This window comes from Brevibacterium casei CIP 102111 (assembly GCF_900169275.1).
Taxonomy (GTDB): Bacteria; Actinomycetota; Actinomycetes; order Actinomycetales; family Brevibacteriaceae; genus Brevibacterium; species Brevibacterium casei.
This window is the reverse complement of the sequence record NZ_FXZC01000004.1, coordinates 301,323-317,710: the sequence shown is the minus strand read 5'-3', so window position 1 is coordinate 317,710 and position 16,388 is coordinate 301,323. Positions and strand designations below refer to the sequence as shown.

The 16,388-nt window shown below is 68.2% G+C and carries 14 protein-coding genes; 4 read left to right on the top strand and 10 right to left on the bottom strand.

Annotation, left to right across the window (positions count from 1 at the left end; translation table 11 throughout):
* The first annotated feature begins 45 nt into the window (after positions 1–45).
* Together BC102111_RS11320 and BC102111_RS11315 are read left to right on the top strand one after the other, a co-directional pair.
* Positions 46–978 carry a CPBP family intramembrane glutamic endopeptidase gene (locus BC102111_RS11320; protein WP_180960626.1) on the top strand — a complete coding sequence of 311 codons (933 nt, stop codon included), beginning with the start codon at positions 46–48 and terminating at the stop codon, positions 976–978.
* Between the two features lie 9 nt (positions 979–987).
* Complete coding sequence (locus tag BC102111_RS11315) at positions 988–1,488, top strand: hypothetical protein (protein ID WP_101624363.1); 501 nt, start codon at positions 988–990, stop codon at positions 1,486–1,488.
* Between the two features lie 362 nt (positions 1,489–1,850).
* On the opposite strand, the gene BC102111_RS11310 is transcribed toward BC102111_RS11315, so the two are convergent.
* The 6 genes from BC102111_RS11310 to BC102111_RS11285 form a co-directional block, all read right to left on the bottom strand.
* A complete protein-coding gene (locus tag BC102111_RS11310; RefSeq protein ID WP_063250445.1) occupies positions 1,851–2,606 on the bottom strand; it encodes an iron ABC transporter ATP-binding protein in 756 nt (251 codons plus the stop codon).
* Positions 2,603–3,688, bottom strand: a complete 1,086-nt coding sequence (locus tag BC102111_RS11305; RefSeq protein ID WP_180960625.1) for an iron chelate uptake ABC transporter family permease subunit — start codon at positions 3,686–3,688, stop codon at positions 2,603–2,605. The genes BC102111_RS11310 and BC102111_RS11305 overlap by 4 nt, the downstream gene beginning before the upstream one ends.
* A gap of 1 nt (position 3,689) precedes the next feature.
* Positions 3,690–4,772 carry an ABC transporter permease gene (locus tag BC102111_RS11300; RefSeq protein ID WP_197907829.1) on the bottom strand — a complete coding sequence of 361 codons (1,083 nt, stop codon included), beginning with the start codon at positions 4,770–4,772 and terminating at the stop codon, positions 3,690–3,692.
* Between the two features lie 84 nt (positions 4,773–4,856).
* A complete protein-coding gene (locus tag BC102111_RS11295; RefSeq protein WP_095375126.1) occupies positions 4,857–5,846 on the bottom strand; it encodes a siderophore ABC transporter substrate-binding protein in 990 nt (329 codons plus the stop codon).
* Between the two features lie 172 nt (positions 5,847–6,018).
* Entirely contained in the window at positions 6,019–7,005 is a 987-nt protein-coding gene (locus BC102111_RS11290) for an inositol monophosphatase family protein (RefSeq protein WP_095375127.1), read from the bottom strand.
* A gap of 394 nt (positions 7,006–7,399) precedes the next feature.
* Positions 7,400–7,594, bottom strand: a complete 195-nt coding sequence (locus tag BC102111_RS11285) for a hypothetical protein (protein ID WP_009377453.1) — start codon at positions 7,592–7,594, stop codon at positions 7,400–7,402.
* Positions 7,595–7,947: 353 nt separating this feature from the next.
* Between BC102111_RS11285 and BC102111_RS11280 the strand changes: the two genes are divergently transcribed.
* On the top strand, positions 7,948–10,842 hold the full coding sequence (locus tag BC102111_RS11280) for an FAD-binding and (Fe-S)-binding domain-containing protein (RefSeq protein ID WP_101624362.1): 2,895 nt from the start codon (positions 7,948–7,950) through the stop codon (positions 10,840–10,842).
* Positions 10,843–10,845: 3 nt separating this feature from the next.
* On the opposite strand, the gene BC102111_RS11275 is transcribed toward BC102111_RS11280, so the two are convergent.
* Entirely contained in the window at positions 10,846–11,235 is a 390-nt protein-coding gene (locus tag BC102111_RS11275; protein WP_009377457.1) for a universal stress protein, read from the bottom strand.
* Positions 11,236–11,278: 43 nt separating this feature from the next.
* Complete coding sequence (locus BC102111_RS11270) at positions 11,279–12,247, bottom strand: helix-turn-helix transcriptional regulator (protein ID WP_101624361.1); 969 nt, start codon at positions 12,245–12,247, stop codon at positions 11,279–11,281.
* A gap of 134 nt (positions 12,248–12,381) precedes the next feature.
* Here BC102111_RS11270 and BC102111_RS11265 point away from each other — a divergent pair, with 134 nt between their 5' ends.
* Complete coding sequence (locus tag BC102111_RS11265) at positions 12,382–12,969, top strand: DinB family protein (protein ID WP_101624360.1); 588 nt, start codon at positions 12,382–12,384, stop codon at positions 12,967–12,969.
* A gap of 172 nt (positions 12,970–13,141) precedes the next feature.
* Here the strand turns inward: BC102111_RS11265 and BC102111_RS11260 are convergent, their stop codons facing one another.
* Complete coding sequence (locus BC102111_RS11260) at positions 13,142–14,746, bottom strand: malate synthase (RefSeq protein ID WP_082834980.1); 1,605 nt, start codon at positions 14,744–14,746, stop codon at positions 13,142–13,144.
* 203 nt (positions 14,747–14,949) lie between these two features.
* Positions 14,950–16,239 carry an isocitrate lyase gene (gene aceA / locus BC102111_RS11255; RefSeq protein ID WP_009377464.1) on the bottom strand — a complete coding sequence of 430 codons (1,290 nt, stop codon included), beginning with the start codon at positions 16,237–16,239 and terminating at the stop codon, positions 14,950–14,952.
* Positions 16,240–16,388: the final 149 nt, after the last annotated feature.

Sequence of the window (16,388 nt, the reverse complement as noted above, 5' to 3'; positions counted from 1 at the left end):
ACCCGTCAGTTGTGGTTGCAAACGATGACTCAGGACAATGGTGGCATGCCCGCTTCCCAGCACCCCTCCCCCGCAGATTCCCCTGGCCACGGCCTCCCCGTCCCCACCGGAGCCCGCGATGCCCGCCCGACCCGCCGAGTCATCGGAGTCGTCGAGATCCTCGTCATCGCCGGCCTCCTCTCGGTGTTCGGCTTCGCGTTCAACGCCATCGGCATCCTCCCGCTCCTCGCGCTCGGCATCACCGACACCCAGCCGTGGACCCTCCCAGACGGATCGGGTCGCGCCCTCGGCTACCTCGTCGCGATCGTCGCCACCGTCGGGATCATCGCGATCTACCTCCGGCGGCGGCTCGGAGTCGGTTTGAAGGCGATCGGGGTCACCCGCCCGCGCTGGGGATCCGCGGTCATCGGCCTGCTCGTCGGTGCGGCTGTGAGCGCCGGCGGCACAGCGATCGCCTGGAGCGGCGGATGGGTGCGCCCGGCCGAGCCGGCCACCCTCCCCTCCGGGATCGTCCTCGCCGTCGTCGCCGTGCTCTACCTCGTCACCTACATCGCCCAGGGCGCCGGCGAGGAGGTCGTCGCCCGCGGCCTGCTCCTGCGCGGGACTTCGTGGTGGATCGGACTCGGCCCCGCCGTCGTCCTCCAGGCGCTCTTCTTCCTCGCAATTCACGTCGGCAACCCCGGCTTCACCCCGCTCTACGGCGCCTTCGTCCTCTCCTATGCGATCTTCGCGGGCCTGCTCGTCGTCTGGCAGCGCCATCTGTGGGGTGCGATCGGCGTCCACGGCGGGTACAACGTCGTCTTCTTCGCCGTCGACCAGCGCGGGCTCGGCCTCCGCGATGTCGGCGACACCGCGAACCTCTCGGTTCCCGACATCGCCTCGACCCCGTTCTTCGCCCTCGGAGCGATCGTGCTCGGCATCCTCCTCTACCGTCGCCGAGGCGGTGCCGGCCGAGGACGCGACTTCTACGAGGCGTAGAATTCAGGCATGGTCAATGCTCTCGGTTCCCAGGACTCCCGGCTCGCCGCCTCGGCGCGTCTCATCCTCCCGGCGGTGTGGCTCGGTCTCATCATCGGCATCTCGCTCATCGAGGCGCCGCTGAAGTTCCAGGCTCCGGGCATCACGATCCCGCTGGGACTGGGCATCGGCCGCCTCGTGTTCACGGCGATGAACTGGGTCGAGATCGTCATCGCCGTCATCCTCCTCTGGGCGATCCTCAAGGACGGAGTCGGACCGCTCTTCCGCGGTCTCACCAGCGGAATCATCGGCGTGCTCATCCTCAAGGTCGCATTCGTCCGACCCCTGCTCAACCAGCGCACGGACGCCGTGCTCGCCGGCATCGACGACGGCGGATCGGCCATGCATCTCGTCTACATCGCCGCCGACGGGCTGCTCATCCTCGGCCTCATCACCCTCATCGTCGTCGGAGCACGCAAGTGGATCCGCGTCCCCGCCGAGGCGGCCGCCCCCGGTTCCATTGACCGCTGAGGGGCTCTTGGGCCGGGTCGCGGCGAGTTTGTGGTCGAAGAACCGAGGGAAAATCGCCGATTCGGCCTGAAACCCTCGGTTTATTGACCACAAACGCGGGCGGGGAACCCTCCAGCCACGAGCGCGGGCTGCGGTGAACTTCAGCAGCAGGAGAGCGGCAGCATCCCCAAGCAGCGGGCGGGCTGCAACGTTCTTCAGAAGCACTGCGGCGCTGCAGCGAGTTGTGGTCGAAGAACCGAGGGAAAATCGCCGATTCGGCCTGAAACCCTCGGTTCTTCGACCACAAACGCGGGCGGCGCCAGCCATCACGGCGGTGGCGCCGCTCAGCAGCGGACGATCACCACCGCTCAGGCCACCATCTCTCAGTAGTAGACGGCGAGGCGGCCGCGGGGGCCGTCGACGACGTCGACGGGGGTGTCGAAGACCCGGGTGAGCACCTCGGCGGTCATGATCTCCTCGGGGGTGCCGAACTCGGCGACCTTCCCGTTCTTCACCGCGCAGATGTGGTCGGCGTAGTGGCCGGCGAAGTTGATGTCGTGGATGACGATGACGATCGTGCGCCCCATCTCGGTCGCGGCTCGGCGCAGGTGCTGCATCATCTGCACGGAGTGCTTCATGTCGAGGTTGTTGAGCGGCTCGTCGAGGAGGACGTAGTCGGTGTCCTGGGCGAGCACCATCGCGACGTAGGCGCGCTGCCGCTGTCCGCCGGAGAGCTCGTCGATGAAGCGGTTCTCGAGCTCGCCGAGTTCGAGGAAGTCGATCGCCCGGGAGATGATCTCCTCATCCGCCGTGGTCAGACGCCCCTTCGAGTAGGGGAAGCGGCCGAAGCCGACGAGCTGGCGGATCGTCAGCCGGGTGATGAAGTGGTTCTCCTGGCGGAGGATGGAGACGATCTTCGCGAGGTCCTTCGACTTCGTCGAGGCGACGTCGTATCCGGCGATCTCGATCGCCCCGGAATCGATGTCGAGCAGGCGCCCGATCATCGTCAGCAGCGTCGACTTCCCCGCCCCGTTGGGTCCGACGAGCGCGGTCACCCCGCCGGCGGGGATCGTCACGTCGACGGGACCGATCTGCACGGTCTCGCTGTAGTTCTTGGCCACGTCGCCGAGTGTGATCACAGTCGACCCTTCCGCATGATGACGAAGAGGAACACGCCTCCGCCGATGACTTCGATGATGATGGAGACCACGCCTTCGGCGTAGAAGATGTTCTTGAGGATGAAGTACGCCCCGCCGAGGATGACGAACCCGAGCAGGCCCGCCATCGGCAGCACGTACCGATGGTCGTAGGTGTCGGAGAACTGGTAGGAGAGCATCGCGACGAGGAAGCCGAGGAAGATCATCGGCCCGATCATCGACACCGACACCGCCATGAGGATCGAGACGAAGAAGAGGATTGTGATCGTCGCGGCCCTGTGGCTGAGCCCGAGGTTGCCGGTCACGTCCTTGCCCAGCGCGAGCACGTTGAGCCGCGGCGCGGACAGGTAGATGGCCGCACATGCGATGAGGCAGAGGGGGATCGCCACCGGCAGGTAGGTCGCATCGGAGTTCGCGATCGAGCCGAAGAGGCGGGCGGAGAGGACGTCGAACTCGCTCGGGGTGAGCGTGCGCTGCATGAACGTCGCCACCGCTCCGAGTCCGCCGCCGATGACGATGCCGACGAGGAGCATGACCTCGACGTTCGCGTACTTCCCCGAGAGCAGCCAGCCGTAGAGGGCGAGCGAGAGCCCGATCATCGCGACCAGCTGCATCGTGAAGGGCAGCACCCCGCGCAGCTCGACGAGTGCGGTCACCCCGAAGAAGTACATCGTCGCCGTCTGGATCGCAACGTAGAGCGACTCGAAGCCCATGATCGAGGGCGTGATGATCCGGTTGTTCGTCACCGTCTGGAACGCGACCGTCGCGAACGCCTGGCACAGGGCGACGATGATGAGGACGACGAGGCTGCGTCCGCGCAGGCCCGCGATGAGCCAGAAGCCTTCGTCCGTGATCGGCAGCGGGTTGTCCCACGCGAGGAGTCCGAAGGCGATCCCGAGCGCGGCCGCCGCGAGCACGCCCATGATCGTCCAGTACCGTCGACGGGCCGCAGCCGTCGTCAGTGCCCCCGAATGGCGTCCGGTCGTCCTCGCCGAGGCGGCTGCCGGGGTGGTCTCGGAAGTGCGCGGTTCCGCACCGCGGTCGTCGGCGTCCATGCTGCGCATGTCAGCTCCTCCTCCGCTGCCGCAGCAGCAGGACGATGAAGACGGCGGCCCCGACGATGCCGAGGATGAGGGAGACGGGGATCTCGAAGGGGGCGATGATGAGCCGGCCGATGAGGTCGCAGACGGTGACGATCGCGATCCCGAGCAGGCACACCCACGGCAGGTTCGAGCGCAGGTCGTCGCCGCGCATCATCGAGACGATGTTGGGCACGATGAGCCCGAGGAAGGGGAGGTTGCCGACGACGACGGTGACGACGCCGGTGGCAATGGCCACGAGGACGGTGCCGATGAGGATGATCTGGTTGTACTTGAGTCCGACGCTCGTCGAGATCTCCTTGCCCAGGCCCGCGACGGTGAATCGGTCGGCGGTGATGAACACGGCGACGACGACGATCGCGACGATCCAGAGGACCTCGTACTGTCCGCGCAGGATCGAGGTGAAGCTGCCGGCGAACCAGATCCCGAGGCTCTGGAGCATGTCCGTGGACACAGCGATGAAGGTCGAGACCGCTCCGACGACGGCGCCGAGCATGATCCCGACGATGGGGACGATGAGCGAGGACTTCAGGGAGACGCGGCGGAGGAAGAGGAAGAAGACGAGGGTGCCGATGAAGGCGGCGAGGATCGCGCCGATCATCCGCTGCACGATCGTCGCCTCGGGGTAGATGATGACGGTGAGCATGAGCCCGAGGCCCGCCCATTCCGTCGTGCCCGTCGTCGTCGGCTCGACGAATCGGTTCTGCGTGAGCAGCTGCATGACGAGCCCGCACATCGCCATCGCCGCGCCGGCGAGGACGAGCGCGACGGTCCGCGGGACCCGGGTGATCTGGAACATCTCCGCCCCGTCGGCGGCGCCGAAGATGTCGTAGACCCCGGTGAGCAGGGAGGCGACAAGGAGGCCCGCCACCGCGAGGGTCGCGAGTCCCAGCTGCCAGCTGAAGAGCGGTCCCCGACTCGTCGCCGGGCGACCGGTCCTGCCGGTCCTGCCGGTGCCGTCCGTGTCCTGGGGCTCGTTCGTGTCCTCGCCGAGGCGGTCGTTCGCCGAGGCGGCCGTCCGGTCGTCCGTGGTCCCTGAGTTCGTCATGCTGCCGTTCCCGCTCGCACCGCGGCGGCGCGTGGGCGCCGCCGCGGTGGTTCCGGTGCGGGTCTCACCCGCACCCGGTTCTGCTTACTTCTGCGCTTCGAGCTTGTCGGCGAAGCCGTTGAAGAACTCGGTGTACGTCTGGATGCTCTCGTTGAGGTAGGTGTCCTCGGGGAAGTAGACGATCTTGTCGTTCTTCACCGCGGGAACGTCCTTGAGGGCTTCGGACTTCTCGAGCACCTCGGCGGCCGGAGCCGATCCCTTCTCCCGCCGGTCGGCGGTGAAGGAGGCGTCGCGGTCCATGACGATCATGAGGTCAGGCTGGGACTCGGCGATCGCCTCGACGGAGATGTCGTCGCCCTTGTCGCCTTCGCTGCCGCCTTCGACCTCGAGGGCCGGATCGAGGTCGAGGATGTCGAAGACCGGTCCGACGGTGCGGCCGACCGACGGGGCGACGTAGCCGATGTCGCCGGCGGTGGTGATGACGCCCATCGCCTTGTCGCTGCCGTTGTAGGCGGCCTTGGCGCGGTCGATCGAGGCGTCGAAGTCCTCGACGAGCTTCTTCGCCTCGTCCTGCTTGCCGAAGACCTCACCGAGGACGGTGGTCTGACGACGCAGCTCCTCGTCGAAGGCTTCGCCGTCGCGCGGGTCGAGCTCGAGGACAACGGCCTCGGGGGCGAGCTTCTGCAGATCGTCGTGGAACTGGGCGAAGCGCTGCCCGTTGACGATGAGGTCGGGCTTGGCGGCGGCGACCTGCTCGAGGTCCGGCTCACGGTGGGTGCCGAGGTCGGGGATCGACTCGTCGCTCGTGTAGGAGAGCCCCTGCGGCATGAGGCCGCGGGCGCCCGCGCTCAGCTTGATGCCCCACGCGTCGAGTGTCTCGAAGGTGCGGTTGTCCGTGGCGACGACGGAGGTCGGAGGGGTCGTCACGGTCTGCGTGCCGTTGTTGTCCTCGACCTTGATCGTGCTCGAGGCGGCGGTGTCGGCCTGGGCTTCGGACTCCGCGGAGGAGCAGCCGGACAGGGCCAGGGCCAGGACACCGAGGGCGGCGCCGAGGCGGAGGCGGGTCGAGATCATCGTGTTCTACTTCCTTGAGGCGATCGGTACGCAGATGTGAGCCATCTGTGAGTTAGCTTAGCCTAATCTCTCAGAAATAGACGACGCCTGTCTTGCGTTATCCCTGTCACAGTTCCCGCGCCGAGGCTCTCGAACGAGTATCGGCGCAGGTCGACCGGGTCGAGTCCCGGCCTCAGATGGTGTCGATGAGGCGCGCGAGCTCTGCGGCCGAATCGGCCGCGGCCGTCGGACCGCCACTGCCCCCGCGATGAACGAAGGCTCCAGCCTCCTCGGCGACGAGGGCGCCGCCGGCGTAGTCGTAGATGCCGAGCCCGCGCTCGGCGTAGCACGTGACCCGCCCCTCGGCGACCATGCAGAGATCGAGCGCGGCCGACCCGCAGCGGCGGATGTCGTCATAGCCGTCCATGAGAGCGGGCAGCTTGGCCAGCTGTCGGCCGCGGTTGTCACCGCGGTAGGCGAACCCGGTCGCGAGCAGCCGTCCCGAGAGACCGACGGGCGCCCCCGAGAGCCGAGTCGCGGACGTGGCCGCCGCGGGCACGCCGGCGGCGGGGGCACCGGCGGCGCTGAGATCCGGCTCCGGCATCCGGTCGAAGAGCCGACCCTCGACGCGGTAGGCACCCCGAGACCGTCCGGCCACCCATGTGGCTCCGAGCCCGGGAGAGGCGACGAGTCCGACTGCCCAGGCGTCGGTCGCAGTGTCGAGGACGCCGACGGAGAAGGCGAAGTGCTCGATGCCGCGGACGAAGTTGACGGTGCCGTCGATCGGGTCGACGTGCCATTCGAACCGGCCCTCGGCGTCACCCGCGGTCACCTCGGCGAGGGTCCCGGCGACAGGATCGAACGCGGCGAGGCGGCGCAGCAGATCGCGGTCGAAGAACTCCACCGGGTCGATCGCCTCGGCGCCCTCCTCGCCGACCATGAGGTCACCGGGACGCACAGCGCTGAGGTACCCGCGCACGAGTGCTTCGATCTGCGCGTCGGCGAGGGTGACGAGGTCGTTCGGCGAGGTCTTCGTGTCGACGACCGACTCGTCGAGATCGGCACCGAGCGATGCCCGCCATGCCGTCATCCGCTCCCAGGCGATGACGGCCAGGTCAGCGGCGATGCGGACGAGAGGGTCCGCGGCGAGGTCGGCGGGCAGGTGCGTGGATGCGCTCATGCCGCCACTCTAACGCGCACGATCCGCGAGTCCGGTTCGCGTCCCACCGAGGGTCCGGCCGATGCCCCGGCCGGGGTCGGGCTGAGGTTTCAGCATGGGCTCGACTCCCACCCCGGCAGGGGTGCGGATTCCGCACGGGGCGGGCCCGCTGCGACCGCAGTGAAATGAGGGATCCCTGCCAGCGGGAAAAGACAAGATGACCAGCCGAATTGTTCATTGAAGAATTCGACAACTTACCGTGTAAACACCGGTCGAATTGTCCGATAAACCGGAATGGCTACAATTTGCCTTACCCTATAAAAATTCACGATCTCGGGGCACTACGCCCATCTCGCATCAACGCACACGGGGAGGCCGACGGCGGGTCGTCCCGCCGTCACCCTGCCCGACTGCGTCACTCGGCGGCTGCTGCCGGCGCTTCGGCGCCGACCGATTCGGGCTGCTTCCGAGCAGCGTCGCCCGATCCCTCGGAGCGCTGCACACGCCCGTGCCTGCGCACGATCTCCTGCACTGCCTGGGAGGAGGTGCCTGCGGCCTCGGCGATGGCACCGAAGGTGGCTCCCTCCTCGCGTGCGCGGAGGATGGACATGACGTAGTTCGTGTTGATCTTGGTTCGCTGCCGTGAAATTCTGCGCACAGCCGCAACCAGGGCTGTCTGATCCACTGTTAATTCGCGAGCGCGACGTGACATTGTTTCTTTCCTTGCCTGCACATGTGGCACACCGCCACAGGAAAATGTACTTCTATTAAATACCACGACGCCTATGTCACGCCAATTTTTCCCGAATACTGGAAGGTTCGGCCCTAATCTGAGTACGAGGTGTGCGAATTCCGCACATCAGCACAATATCCGACCGTGACAATGCCGATTGCGAAAAGGGCATTGCTCGTTCCGCACGGACACGGGCGCCGCCGCCTCCGCACCGGTGGCACAATGCTCCCATGAGCGCTCCATCCGCCGCCTCGGCCGAGGCACTCGTCGCCGAGCTCTCCGCCGCCGGTGTCGGCGATGTCACCGGAGAAACCGCCGACCGCGCCGCCTACTCTTCGGATGCCTCCCTCTTCCGTCTCGTGCCCCAGGCAGTCGTCTTCCCCTGCGGCGAGGACGACGTCGCGGCTGCGCTCTCGGTCGCCCGCCGCCTCGGCGTGCCGATCACCTGCCGTGGTGCGGGGACGTCGATCGCAGGCAACGCAGTCGGCACCGGGATCGTCCTCGACTTCTCTCGGCACATGAACACGGTGCTCGACCTCGACCCCGTCGAGCAGAGCGCGTGGGTCGAAGCCGGGTGCGTCCATGCGAGCCTGCAGGCACGAGCGCGGGAGCACGGTCTGCGCTTCGGTCCCGACCCGTCGACGCACACCCGGTGCACGATCGGAGGGATGATCGGCAACAACGCATGCGGTCCGCGTGCGCTCGGCTACGGACGCACGGGGGAGAACATCCTCGCGCTGCGGATCATGCTCGTCGACGGTACGGTCGTCGACCTCGATGATGCGGATCCCCGGGAGCTGTTCCCGCGCCTTCATGCACTCATCGGTGAGCACCTGGGCACGATCCGCACCCATCTCGGCACGTTCTCCCGTCAGGTCTCCGGCTACGGTCTCGAGGCGCTGCTGCCGGAGAACGGGTTCGATCTCCGTCGTGCCTTCGCCGGGTCCGAGGGAACGTGGGGCATCGTGCTCGCCGCGAAGATGCGGCTCGTACCCGAACCCGCCCATACGGCCGCGGTCGTCCTCGGGTATCCGGACATGGTCGCCGCCGCCCACGACGCTCCGCTGCTGCGCGATTTCCCCGTCGCGGCGTGCGAAGGTCTCGATTCGCGGATGCTCGACCGGGTCATCGCGGCCAAGGGCGGGAACGCCGTTCCCGCTCTGCCTGAGGGCGCCGGTTGGCTCGTCGTCGAACTCACCGGCGACGATGCCGAGATCCTCGCCGAGGAGGCGCAGCGTCTCATCGATGAGTCCCGTGCTCTCGACTCCGCCGTCGTCGACGCGGAGACCGCAGCGGCGGTGTGGGCGATCCGCGCCGACGGTGCGGGGCTCGTCTCACGCACCCCGGACGGGCGCGACGCCCACGCCGGGTGGGAGGATTCCGCGGTTCCGGTCGAGCACCTCGGCGACTATCTGCGGGATCTCATGGACCTCCTCGACGAGCACGGGCTGTGGGGGATCCCGTACGGGCACTTCGGTGACGGATGCCTGCACATGCGCGTCGACTTCCCCCTCGAGGAGCCCGACGGCCCGGCAGTGCTGCGGCGATTCCTCGTCGCGGCGACCGAGCTCGTCGCCGGCTACGGCGGGTCGGTCTCGGGAGAGCACGGCGACGGTCGCGCACGCTCCGAGCTGCTGCCGCTGCTCTACCCGCCCGAGGTCATCGACCTCAACCGAGCGGTCAAGGAGCTCTTCGATCCCCGCCACCTTCTCGGGCCCGGGGTCATCGTCAACCCCGACCCCCTCGACGCCTCGATCCGGCTGACCGAGCTGCCCAAGCGCGATCGGCTGCCCGGTCAGCTCGCAATGGCGTACCCGGACGAATCCGACGGGTTCGCCTCAGCCGTCCACCGGTGCACGGGGGTCGGCAAATGCCGCGCGGATTCCGCGGCGAACGGTGGGATCATGTGCCCGTCGTTCCAGGCCACGAGGGATGAGCTGCACTCGACGAGGGGGCGCGCCCGGGTGCTCCAGGAGATGGTCTCCGGTGACCTGGTCACGACCGCATGGGACTCCCCCGCCGTCGCCGAGGCGCTCGACCTCTGTCTGTCCTGCAAGGCGTGCGGCAGCGAGTGCCCGACGGGCACGGATATGGCCACATACAAGGCCGAAGTCCTCCACCAGTCCTATCGGGGTCGGATGCGGCCTCCCTCGCACTATGCGCTCGGCTTCCTCCCGCAGCTGGCGAACGCTCTCACCCCGGTCGCGCACCTGGTCAACCGGGTCGCCCGGGTGCCGGGGGTCGGTGCGCTGGGAAAGCGGGTGGCGGGGATCGATCCCCGCCGGTCGATTCCGACGTTCGCGACGACGACGTTCCGGAGCTGGTGGCGATCCCGCGCCGAGGCGGGAGCTGGGGCCTCCGACCGCCTCGGCGAGGTCATCCTCTTCGCGGATTCGTGGTCGAACCACTTCGCGCCGAGGATCCTTGCGGCCGCGGTCGCCGTCCTCGAGCATGCGGGCGTGCGGGTACGGGTGGTCGAGCAGACGGTGTGCTGCGGTCTGCCCCTCATCTCGACCGGCCAGCTCGATGCCGCACGCAACCACCTCGGCGAGACGGTCGCCGCCCTCGATGCGACCGGGGATGCGCCGATCGTCGGGGTCGAGCCCTCGTGCCTGGCCACACTGGCCGACGATGCGCAGAAGCTGCTCGCGAGCGATGCGGCCGAGCGGGTCGGGTCGCGGGTGCAGACGCTCGCGGACTATCTCCTCGGGATCGGTGCCGAACTGCCCGACCTCGCCGGCGTCGACGCGGTCGTCCAACCGCACTGCCATCAGTCGGCGGTGCTCGGGACAGCCCCAGACCGAGAGCTCCTCTCCCGGGCGGGAGCGAGCGCCGACTTCCTCGGCGGGTGCTGCGGGCTGGCGGGGAACTTCGGGGTCGAGGCCGGTCACTTCGAGACCTCGGTCGCCGTGGCCGAACTCGCGCTGCTGCCCGCACTGCGCGTCGAGCGCGAACGCGCCGACCGCGAACGCGCCGAACGAGAGCGGGACGACGACGAACGGATGCGCGTCGTCCTCGCCGACGGCTATTCGTGCAGGACGCAGATCGCCGATCTCAGCGACTCTGCCGGGGTCTCCTTGGCCGAGCTCCTCGCGTGGGGGCACGGTCTCGAGGTGGGGCGCTGAGTCTCAGGCCTTTGCGGTGAGGACGGGGACTTCGGCTTCGAGGAGGATGCGCTGGGCCTGGGATCCGAGGATGAACTTTCCGATCGCCGAGCGCTTCCGCAGGCCGATGACGATGAGCTGGGCATCGTGCTCGGCGGCGAGGTCGTTGAGGGTTCCCGGGACGTCGTCCTCATGGTCGGGCTGGAGCACGGTGACCGCGACTCCCGCCTCCTCACCGAGGGCGACGATGCGATCGATGTCGTCCTTGTCGATCTCGGTCGGGGTGCCGCTGGCACCGCGTCGCTGTGAGTTGACCACGACGGCGTCGCACGTGCGCAGCGCGGCCTCTGCGAATCCCGCGCGCAGCGCCGCCTCGCCTTCCGGGGCAGGGAGATAGCCGATGAGAATCGTCATGGCATCAGTATATGGACGACTCCCGTTGTCGTTCACCGTCCGGTCACTTCCCGGACACCTCGGTGTCGCTTGCGGCCATGATCGCGCCGATCCGCCCGCGCATCACCGACAACTCCGCGACGAACTCCGGCGGATCGACGACGCGGCACGGGAACGGGATGGTTGCGGTGTAGATCGCCGCCGCGCCGAGGTCTGGCACTCCGAACGTCACGCGCACACCCCCGCTGACCTCGGCGATCGTCGCGGCACGGGTGGAGAACCATGGCTCGATCTCGGCCGGGGTGGCCTCGAGGTCGAGGACGATCGTGTGCTCGTACGCGGCGACGGTGACCGCGCGACGCACCGCCGCCTCGGCGTCGGGGGCAGGTCGCAGCGGGAATCCGAACGTCGTCACATGGACCTCGCTCAGCCGGTCGAGGCGGAAGACCCGCCAGTCGCTGCGGTCGAGGTCCCACCCGTAGAGGTACCAGTGGGAGCCGAGCACGACGAGCTGGGCGGGTTCGACCCGTCGGACGGCCGGCGCGGCGTCGGTCCACGGCTTCGCGTAGGCGAAGGTGATGCGACGGCGGGCGGCGATCGCCGAGGCGATGGCTCCGACCGCGGCATGGTCGACGTCGGGCTCGTTGCCGGGGGCGACGGTGACCGCGGTCCCGATCTCCCTCACCGCGGAGGCGGCCGCGGCCGGGAGCATCGCCTCGAGTTTCCCGCTCGCCGAGGCGGTGTCCGCACTTCCGAGGCCCGCACCGGCGAGGAGTGAGAGACCGAGCGCGGTCGCGAAGGCCTCCCCAGATTCGAGTTGAAGGGGCGGCAGCACGGTCCGGCTGCCGGCCCGGTACCCGCCGTCGACTCCGGGGGCGGCATCGACGGTGTAGCCGAGCTCGCGCAGGGTCGCGATGTCGCGTCGGATCGTCCGTTCGGTGACGCCGAACTCCGCGGCGAGGTCGGTCGCGGTGAATGACCGACCGGTCCCGAGCCGCGCGAGGAGGGAGAGGAGGCGGGATTCGGAGCTCATGGACACCTGGCCGGATCATCGTGCATGCGGACATCATATGTCCGCAATCGGTCGGATGATGGTTTCAAGCGCATCGCCGATCGCGCCGAGCCGTTCACCCCACACCAGGCCAGACCCGACCATCAGGAGTCGTCATGCCCTTCTTCGCCCCGCCCGTGACCACCGAGACCGACGCCCAGCTGAGCTTCCTCGAACAGCAGTGCCAGCAGCTGCGACTGACCGCCGCAGGCCTCACCGACGAGCAGGCCCGCAGCACCCCGACAGTGAGTTCGCTGAGCATCTCTGGGCTGCTCGCCCACTCAGCCCACGTCGTCTACGGCTGGCTGCAGCAGGTCCGCGACCCGTCGCTCGTCGCCACCGAGGAGGACTACGCCGCGTTCGGTGAGGAACTCGGGCTCTTAGGATCCTTCGAGGGCGCGACCCTGCCGGATCTGACCCTGGCCGAGGTGCTCGCCGCCTTCGACCGCGCCGTCGCCGAGATCACCGCCACCCGCACCCAGGCCGCGGCGGACGGGATCGACCTCGACGCGAAGGTCCCGGTGAACAACCCGTGGATGCCGAAGGACTTCGACATGTCGGTGCGCTGGATCCTCGCCCACCTCAACACGGAGATCGCGCGGCACGCCGGCCACGCCGACATCATCCGCGAATCGATCGACGGCGTGGTCTCGTACCAGCTCAACGCCCAGGCCGAGGGGCTGCCGTGGCCGCCCGAGGGCTGAGCCGAACCCACACATCGGCACCCCGGTCCTGCCGTGACTCGCTGTGCAGTGCGAGTCCGAACAGGTCCAGGGTGCCGATGCGGATCGATGGTCCCCGCCGAGGCGGTTCGATGGTGCCGTCCCCTCCGCCGAGGCGGACCGCCGTCTGACGTCTCCCGCCGAGGCGGACCGCTCAGGCTGCGCTGACCGCGGCCTTGGCGACGCGGTCGACGAGGTGCTCGGTGTAGGCGGGCACCGTGAGGAACTCGGGGAAGTCGTCGGTCAGCGCCGAGGCCCGGAAGATCTCGACCGCCTCGGTGACGTGGTCAGCGGGGGTGCGCTCCATGAGCGCGAGCTCCTCGCCGAGGTAGCGCTCGACGAGCTGCCGGGTCACCGGCTGGCCGTTGTCGAGGGTGACCTCGTGGTGGATCCACTGCCAGATCTGCGACCGGGAGATCTCCGCGGTCGAGACGTCCTCGAGCAGGTTCTCCAGCGCCACGTTGCCGTTGCCGCCGAGCCACTCGTTGAGGTAGCCGATGGCGACGCGGATATTGACCCGCACGCCCTCCTCGGTGACGACCGGTTCGAGTCCGGTGATGTCGAGGAGGTTCTCGGCGCACACCCGGACGTCGGGACGCATGTTCTCCAGCTGGTGCGCCTTCTCACCGAGGGCTGCGTCGTAGACGGCGAGTGCGGCCGGGACGAGGCCGGGATCGGCGACCCACGTGCCGTCGAAGCCCTGCCAGGCCTCGCGCGCCTTGTCCTCACGCATCCGCGCGAACTCGGCGGCGACGAAGCCCTCGTCGGGGTGGCTGGTCATGAGGTTCGTCATCGTCCCGATCGCGTGGGCACCGCGGCGGTGGCAGGTCCACACGAGACGGTCGGTGAAGGCCTTCATCAGGGGCAGCGAGTTCGTCAGACGGTCGCGGTCGGGGAGGATGAACTCCGTCGAGTGACGGAGGTTCTTCACCACCGAGAACAGGTAGTCCCAGCCAGCGGCCTGGAGACCGGCGCAGTGGTCGCGCAGCTCCCAGAGGATCTCCTCCATGTGGAACGCGGCGGCGATCGTCTCGATGTGGACGGTCGCGCGGATCGTGCCCTGCGGGATGCCGAGCTCATCCTGCGCCCAGACGAAGATCTGGTTCCACAGCCGGGCCTCGAGCGAGGACTCGAGCTTGGGGAGGTAGAAGTACGGTCCCGAACCGGAATCGATGAGCGTCTTCGCGTTGTGGAAGAAGTAGAGGCCGAAGTCGACGAGCGCGCCGATCGCCGGGGTCTGCTCACCGTCGTCGCCGGTCACCATGAGGTGCTTCTCCGGCAGGTGCCAGCCGCGGGGGCGCATGCCGATGGTCGGCTGGTTGCGGTTGCTCACGCCGGGCAGCTGGTCGCGCACGGCCAGGTAGAGGGCGTGCTGTCCGCCGAGGATGTTCGCCCACGTCGGGCTCGTCGAGTCCTCGAAGTCGGCGATCCAGACCTTGGCCTGGGAGTTGAGCGCCCGGACGACCTCGGGTTCGGTGACGGGGCCGGCGAGTTCGACCCGGCGGTCCTCGAGTCCCGGAGCGTCCTGAGAGCCGGCGACCTGCCAGGTGCGGTCGGCGCGGACGGCGGCGTAGTCGGGGGTGAAGCGGGGCAGGGTGCCGTCGTTCATCTCCGCCGAACGGCTGCCGCGCTTGGCCATGAGCCCGCCGAGGCGGTCGGCGAAGTTCTCGTGGAGGCCCGCGACGAAGTCGAGCGCCTGTGCCGAGAGAACGGTGTCGTGTCCGGGTGCCTCAGGTGCGTTGATCGTGATGCGGGACATTGTCTTCTCCTCACTCATTCGAGTGCTGTGTGGGACCGTGCTGGTGGGAACTGGAGTGGTGCGGTTGGTCGGGGTGGGTGCTGGACGGAGGTGCCGGCGCGGATCGACGATGCAAACCCCGTGAAAACATCGCCGAACCGCGCCGAGTCTGGTGGGTCCTCACCTGCCGGGCCGTCTGGGCCCGGCAGGTGCGGGGCGGGTGCTCAGTGGAACTGGGCTTCCTCGGTCGAGCCGGACAGCGCGAGGGTCGATCCGTCCGGGTTGACCGCGGTCGAGACGAGGTCGAAGTATCCGGTGCCGACCTCGCGCTGGTGCTTGGTCGCGGTGTAGCCGCGATCCTCGGCGGCGAACTCGCGCTCCTGCAGGTCGACGTAGGCCTTCATCTGCTCGCGGGCGTAGCCGTGGGCGAGGTCGAACATCGAGTAGTTGAGGGCGTGGAAGCCGGCCAGCGTGATGAACTGGAACTTGTAGCCCATCGCTCCGAGCTCGCGCTGGAACTTCGCGATCGTGTCGTCGTCGAGGTGCTTCTTCCAGTTGAACGACGGCGAGCAGTTGTAGGCGAGCAGCTGGTCCGGGTGTTCGGCGTGGATCGCCTCGGCGAACTGCTTGGCGACCTCGAGGTCGGGCAGTGAGGTCTCCATCCACAGCAGGTCCGAGTACGGAGCGTACGCGTTGCCGCGGGCGATGCAGGCCTCGAGTCCGTTGCGGACCTTGTAGTAGCCCTCAGCGGTGCGCTCGCCGGTGATGAACGGCTGGTCGCGTTCGTCGACGTCGGTGGTGATGAGCGTCGCGGCATCGGCGTCGGTGCGGGCGATGATGACCGAGGGGACGTTCTCGACGTCGGCGGCCAGACGGGCCGACTGGAGGGTGCGGATGTGCTGCGAGGTCGGGATGAGGACCTTGCCGCCGAGGTGACCGCACTTCTTCTCGCTCGCGAGCTGATCCTCCCAGTGGACACCGGCGGCGCCGGAGTTGATCATGCCCTTCATGAGCTCGAAGGCGTTGAGCGGACCACCGAAGCCGGCCTCCGCGTCGGCGACGATCGGGACCATCCAGTCCTCGACGGTCTTGACGCCTTCGGCATGCTCGATCTGGTCGGCGCGCATGAGTGCGTTGTTGATCCGGCGGACGACCGCGGGAACCGAGTTCGCCGGGTAGATCGACTGGTCCGGGTAGGTGTGGCCGGAGAGGTTCGCGTCGGCGGCGACCTGCCAGCCGGAGAGGTAGATGGCCTTGAGGCCGGCCTTGACCTGCTGGACGGCCTGGTTGCCGGTCAGCGCGCCGAGGGCGTTGACGAAGTCGAGGTCGTGGATCTCCTCCCAGAGCTTCTCGGCTCCGCGGCGGGCCAGCGTGTGCTCCTCGATCACCGAGCCGCGCAGCTTGACGACGTCTTCCGGCGAGTACTCGCGGGCGACTCCCTGCCAGCGGGGGTTGGTGGCCCAGTCGCGGCGGATCGCTTCGACGTCGTGCAGTTCGTTCGGCGTGGTGTTCATGGTTCTCTCCTGTGTCGTTCCGAGGTTCGTGTGATCCATCTTGCTGGGCGCGCAAGCCCTCCGACAGAGAAAAGTGAGGAGAAAATTCTGCGTTCTTCCCATTGGTGAAATTTCCCGGTTCTGTCATACTGGTCACATTCGCAATACAC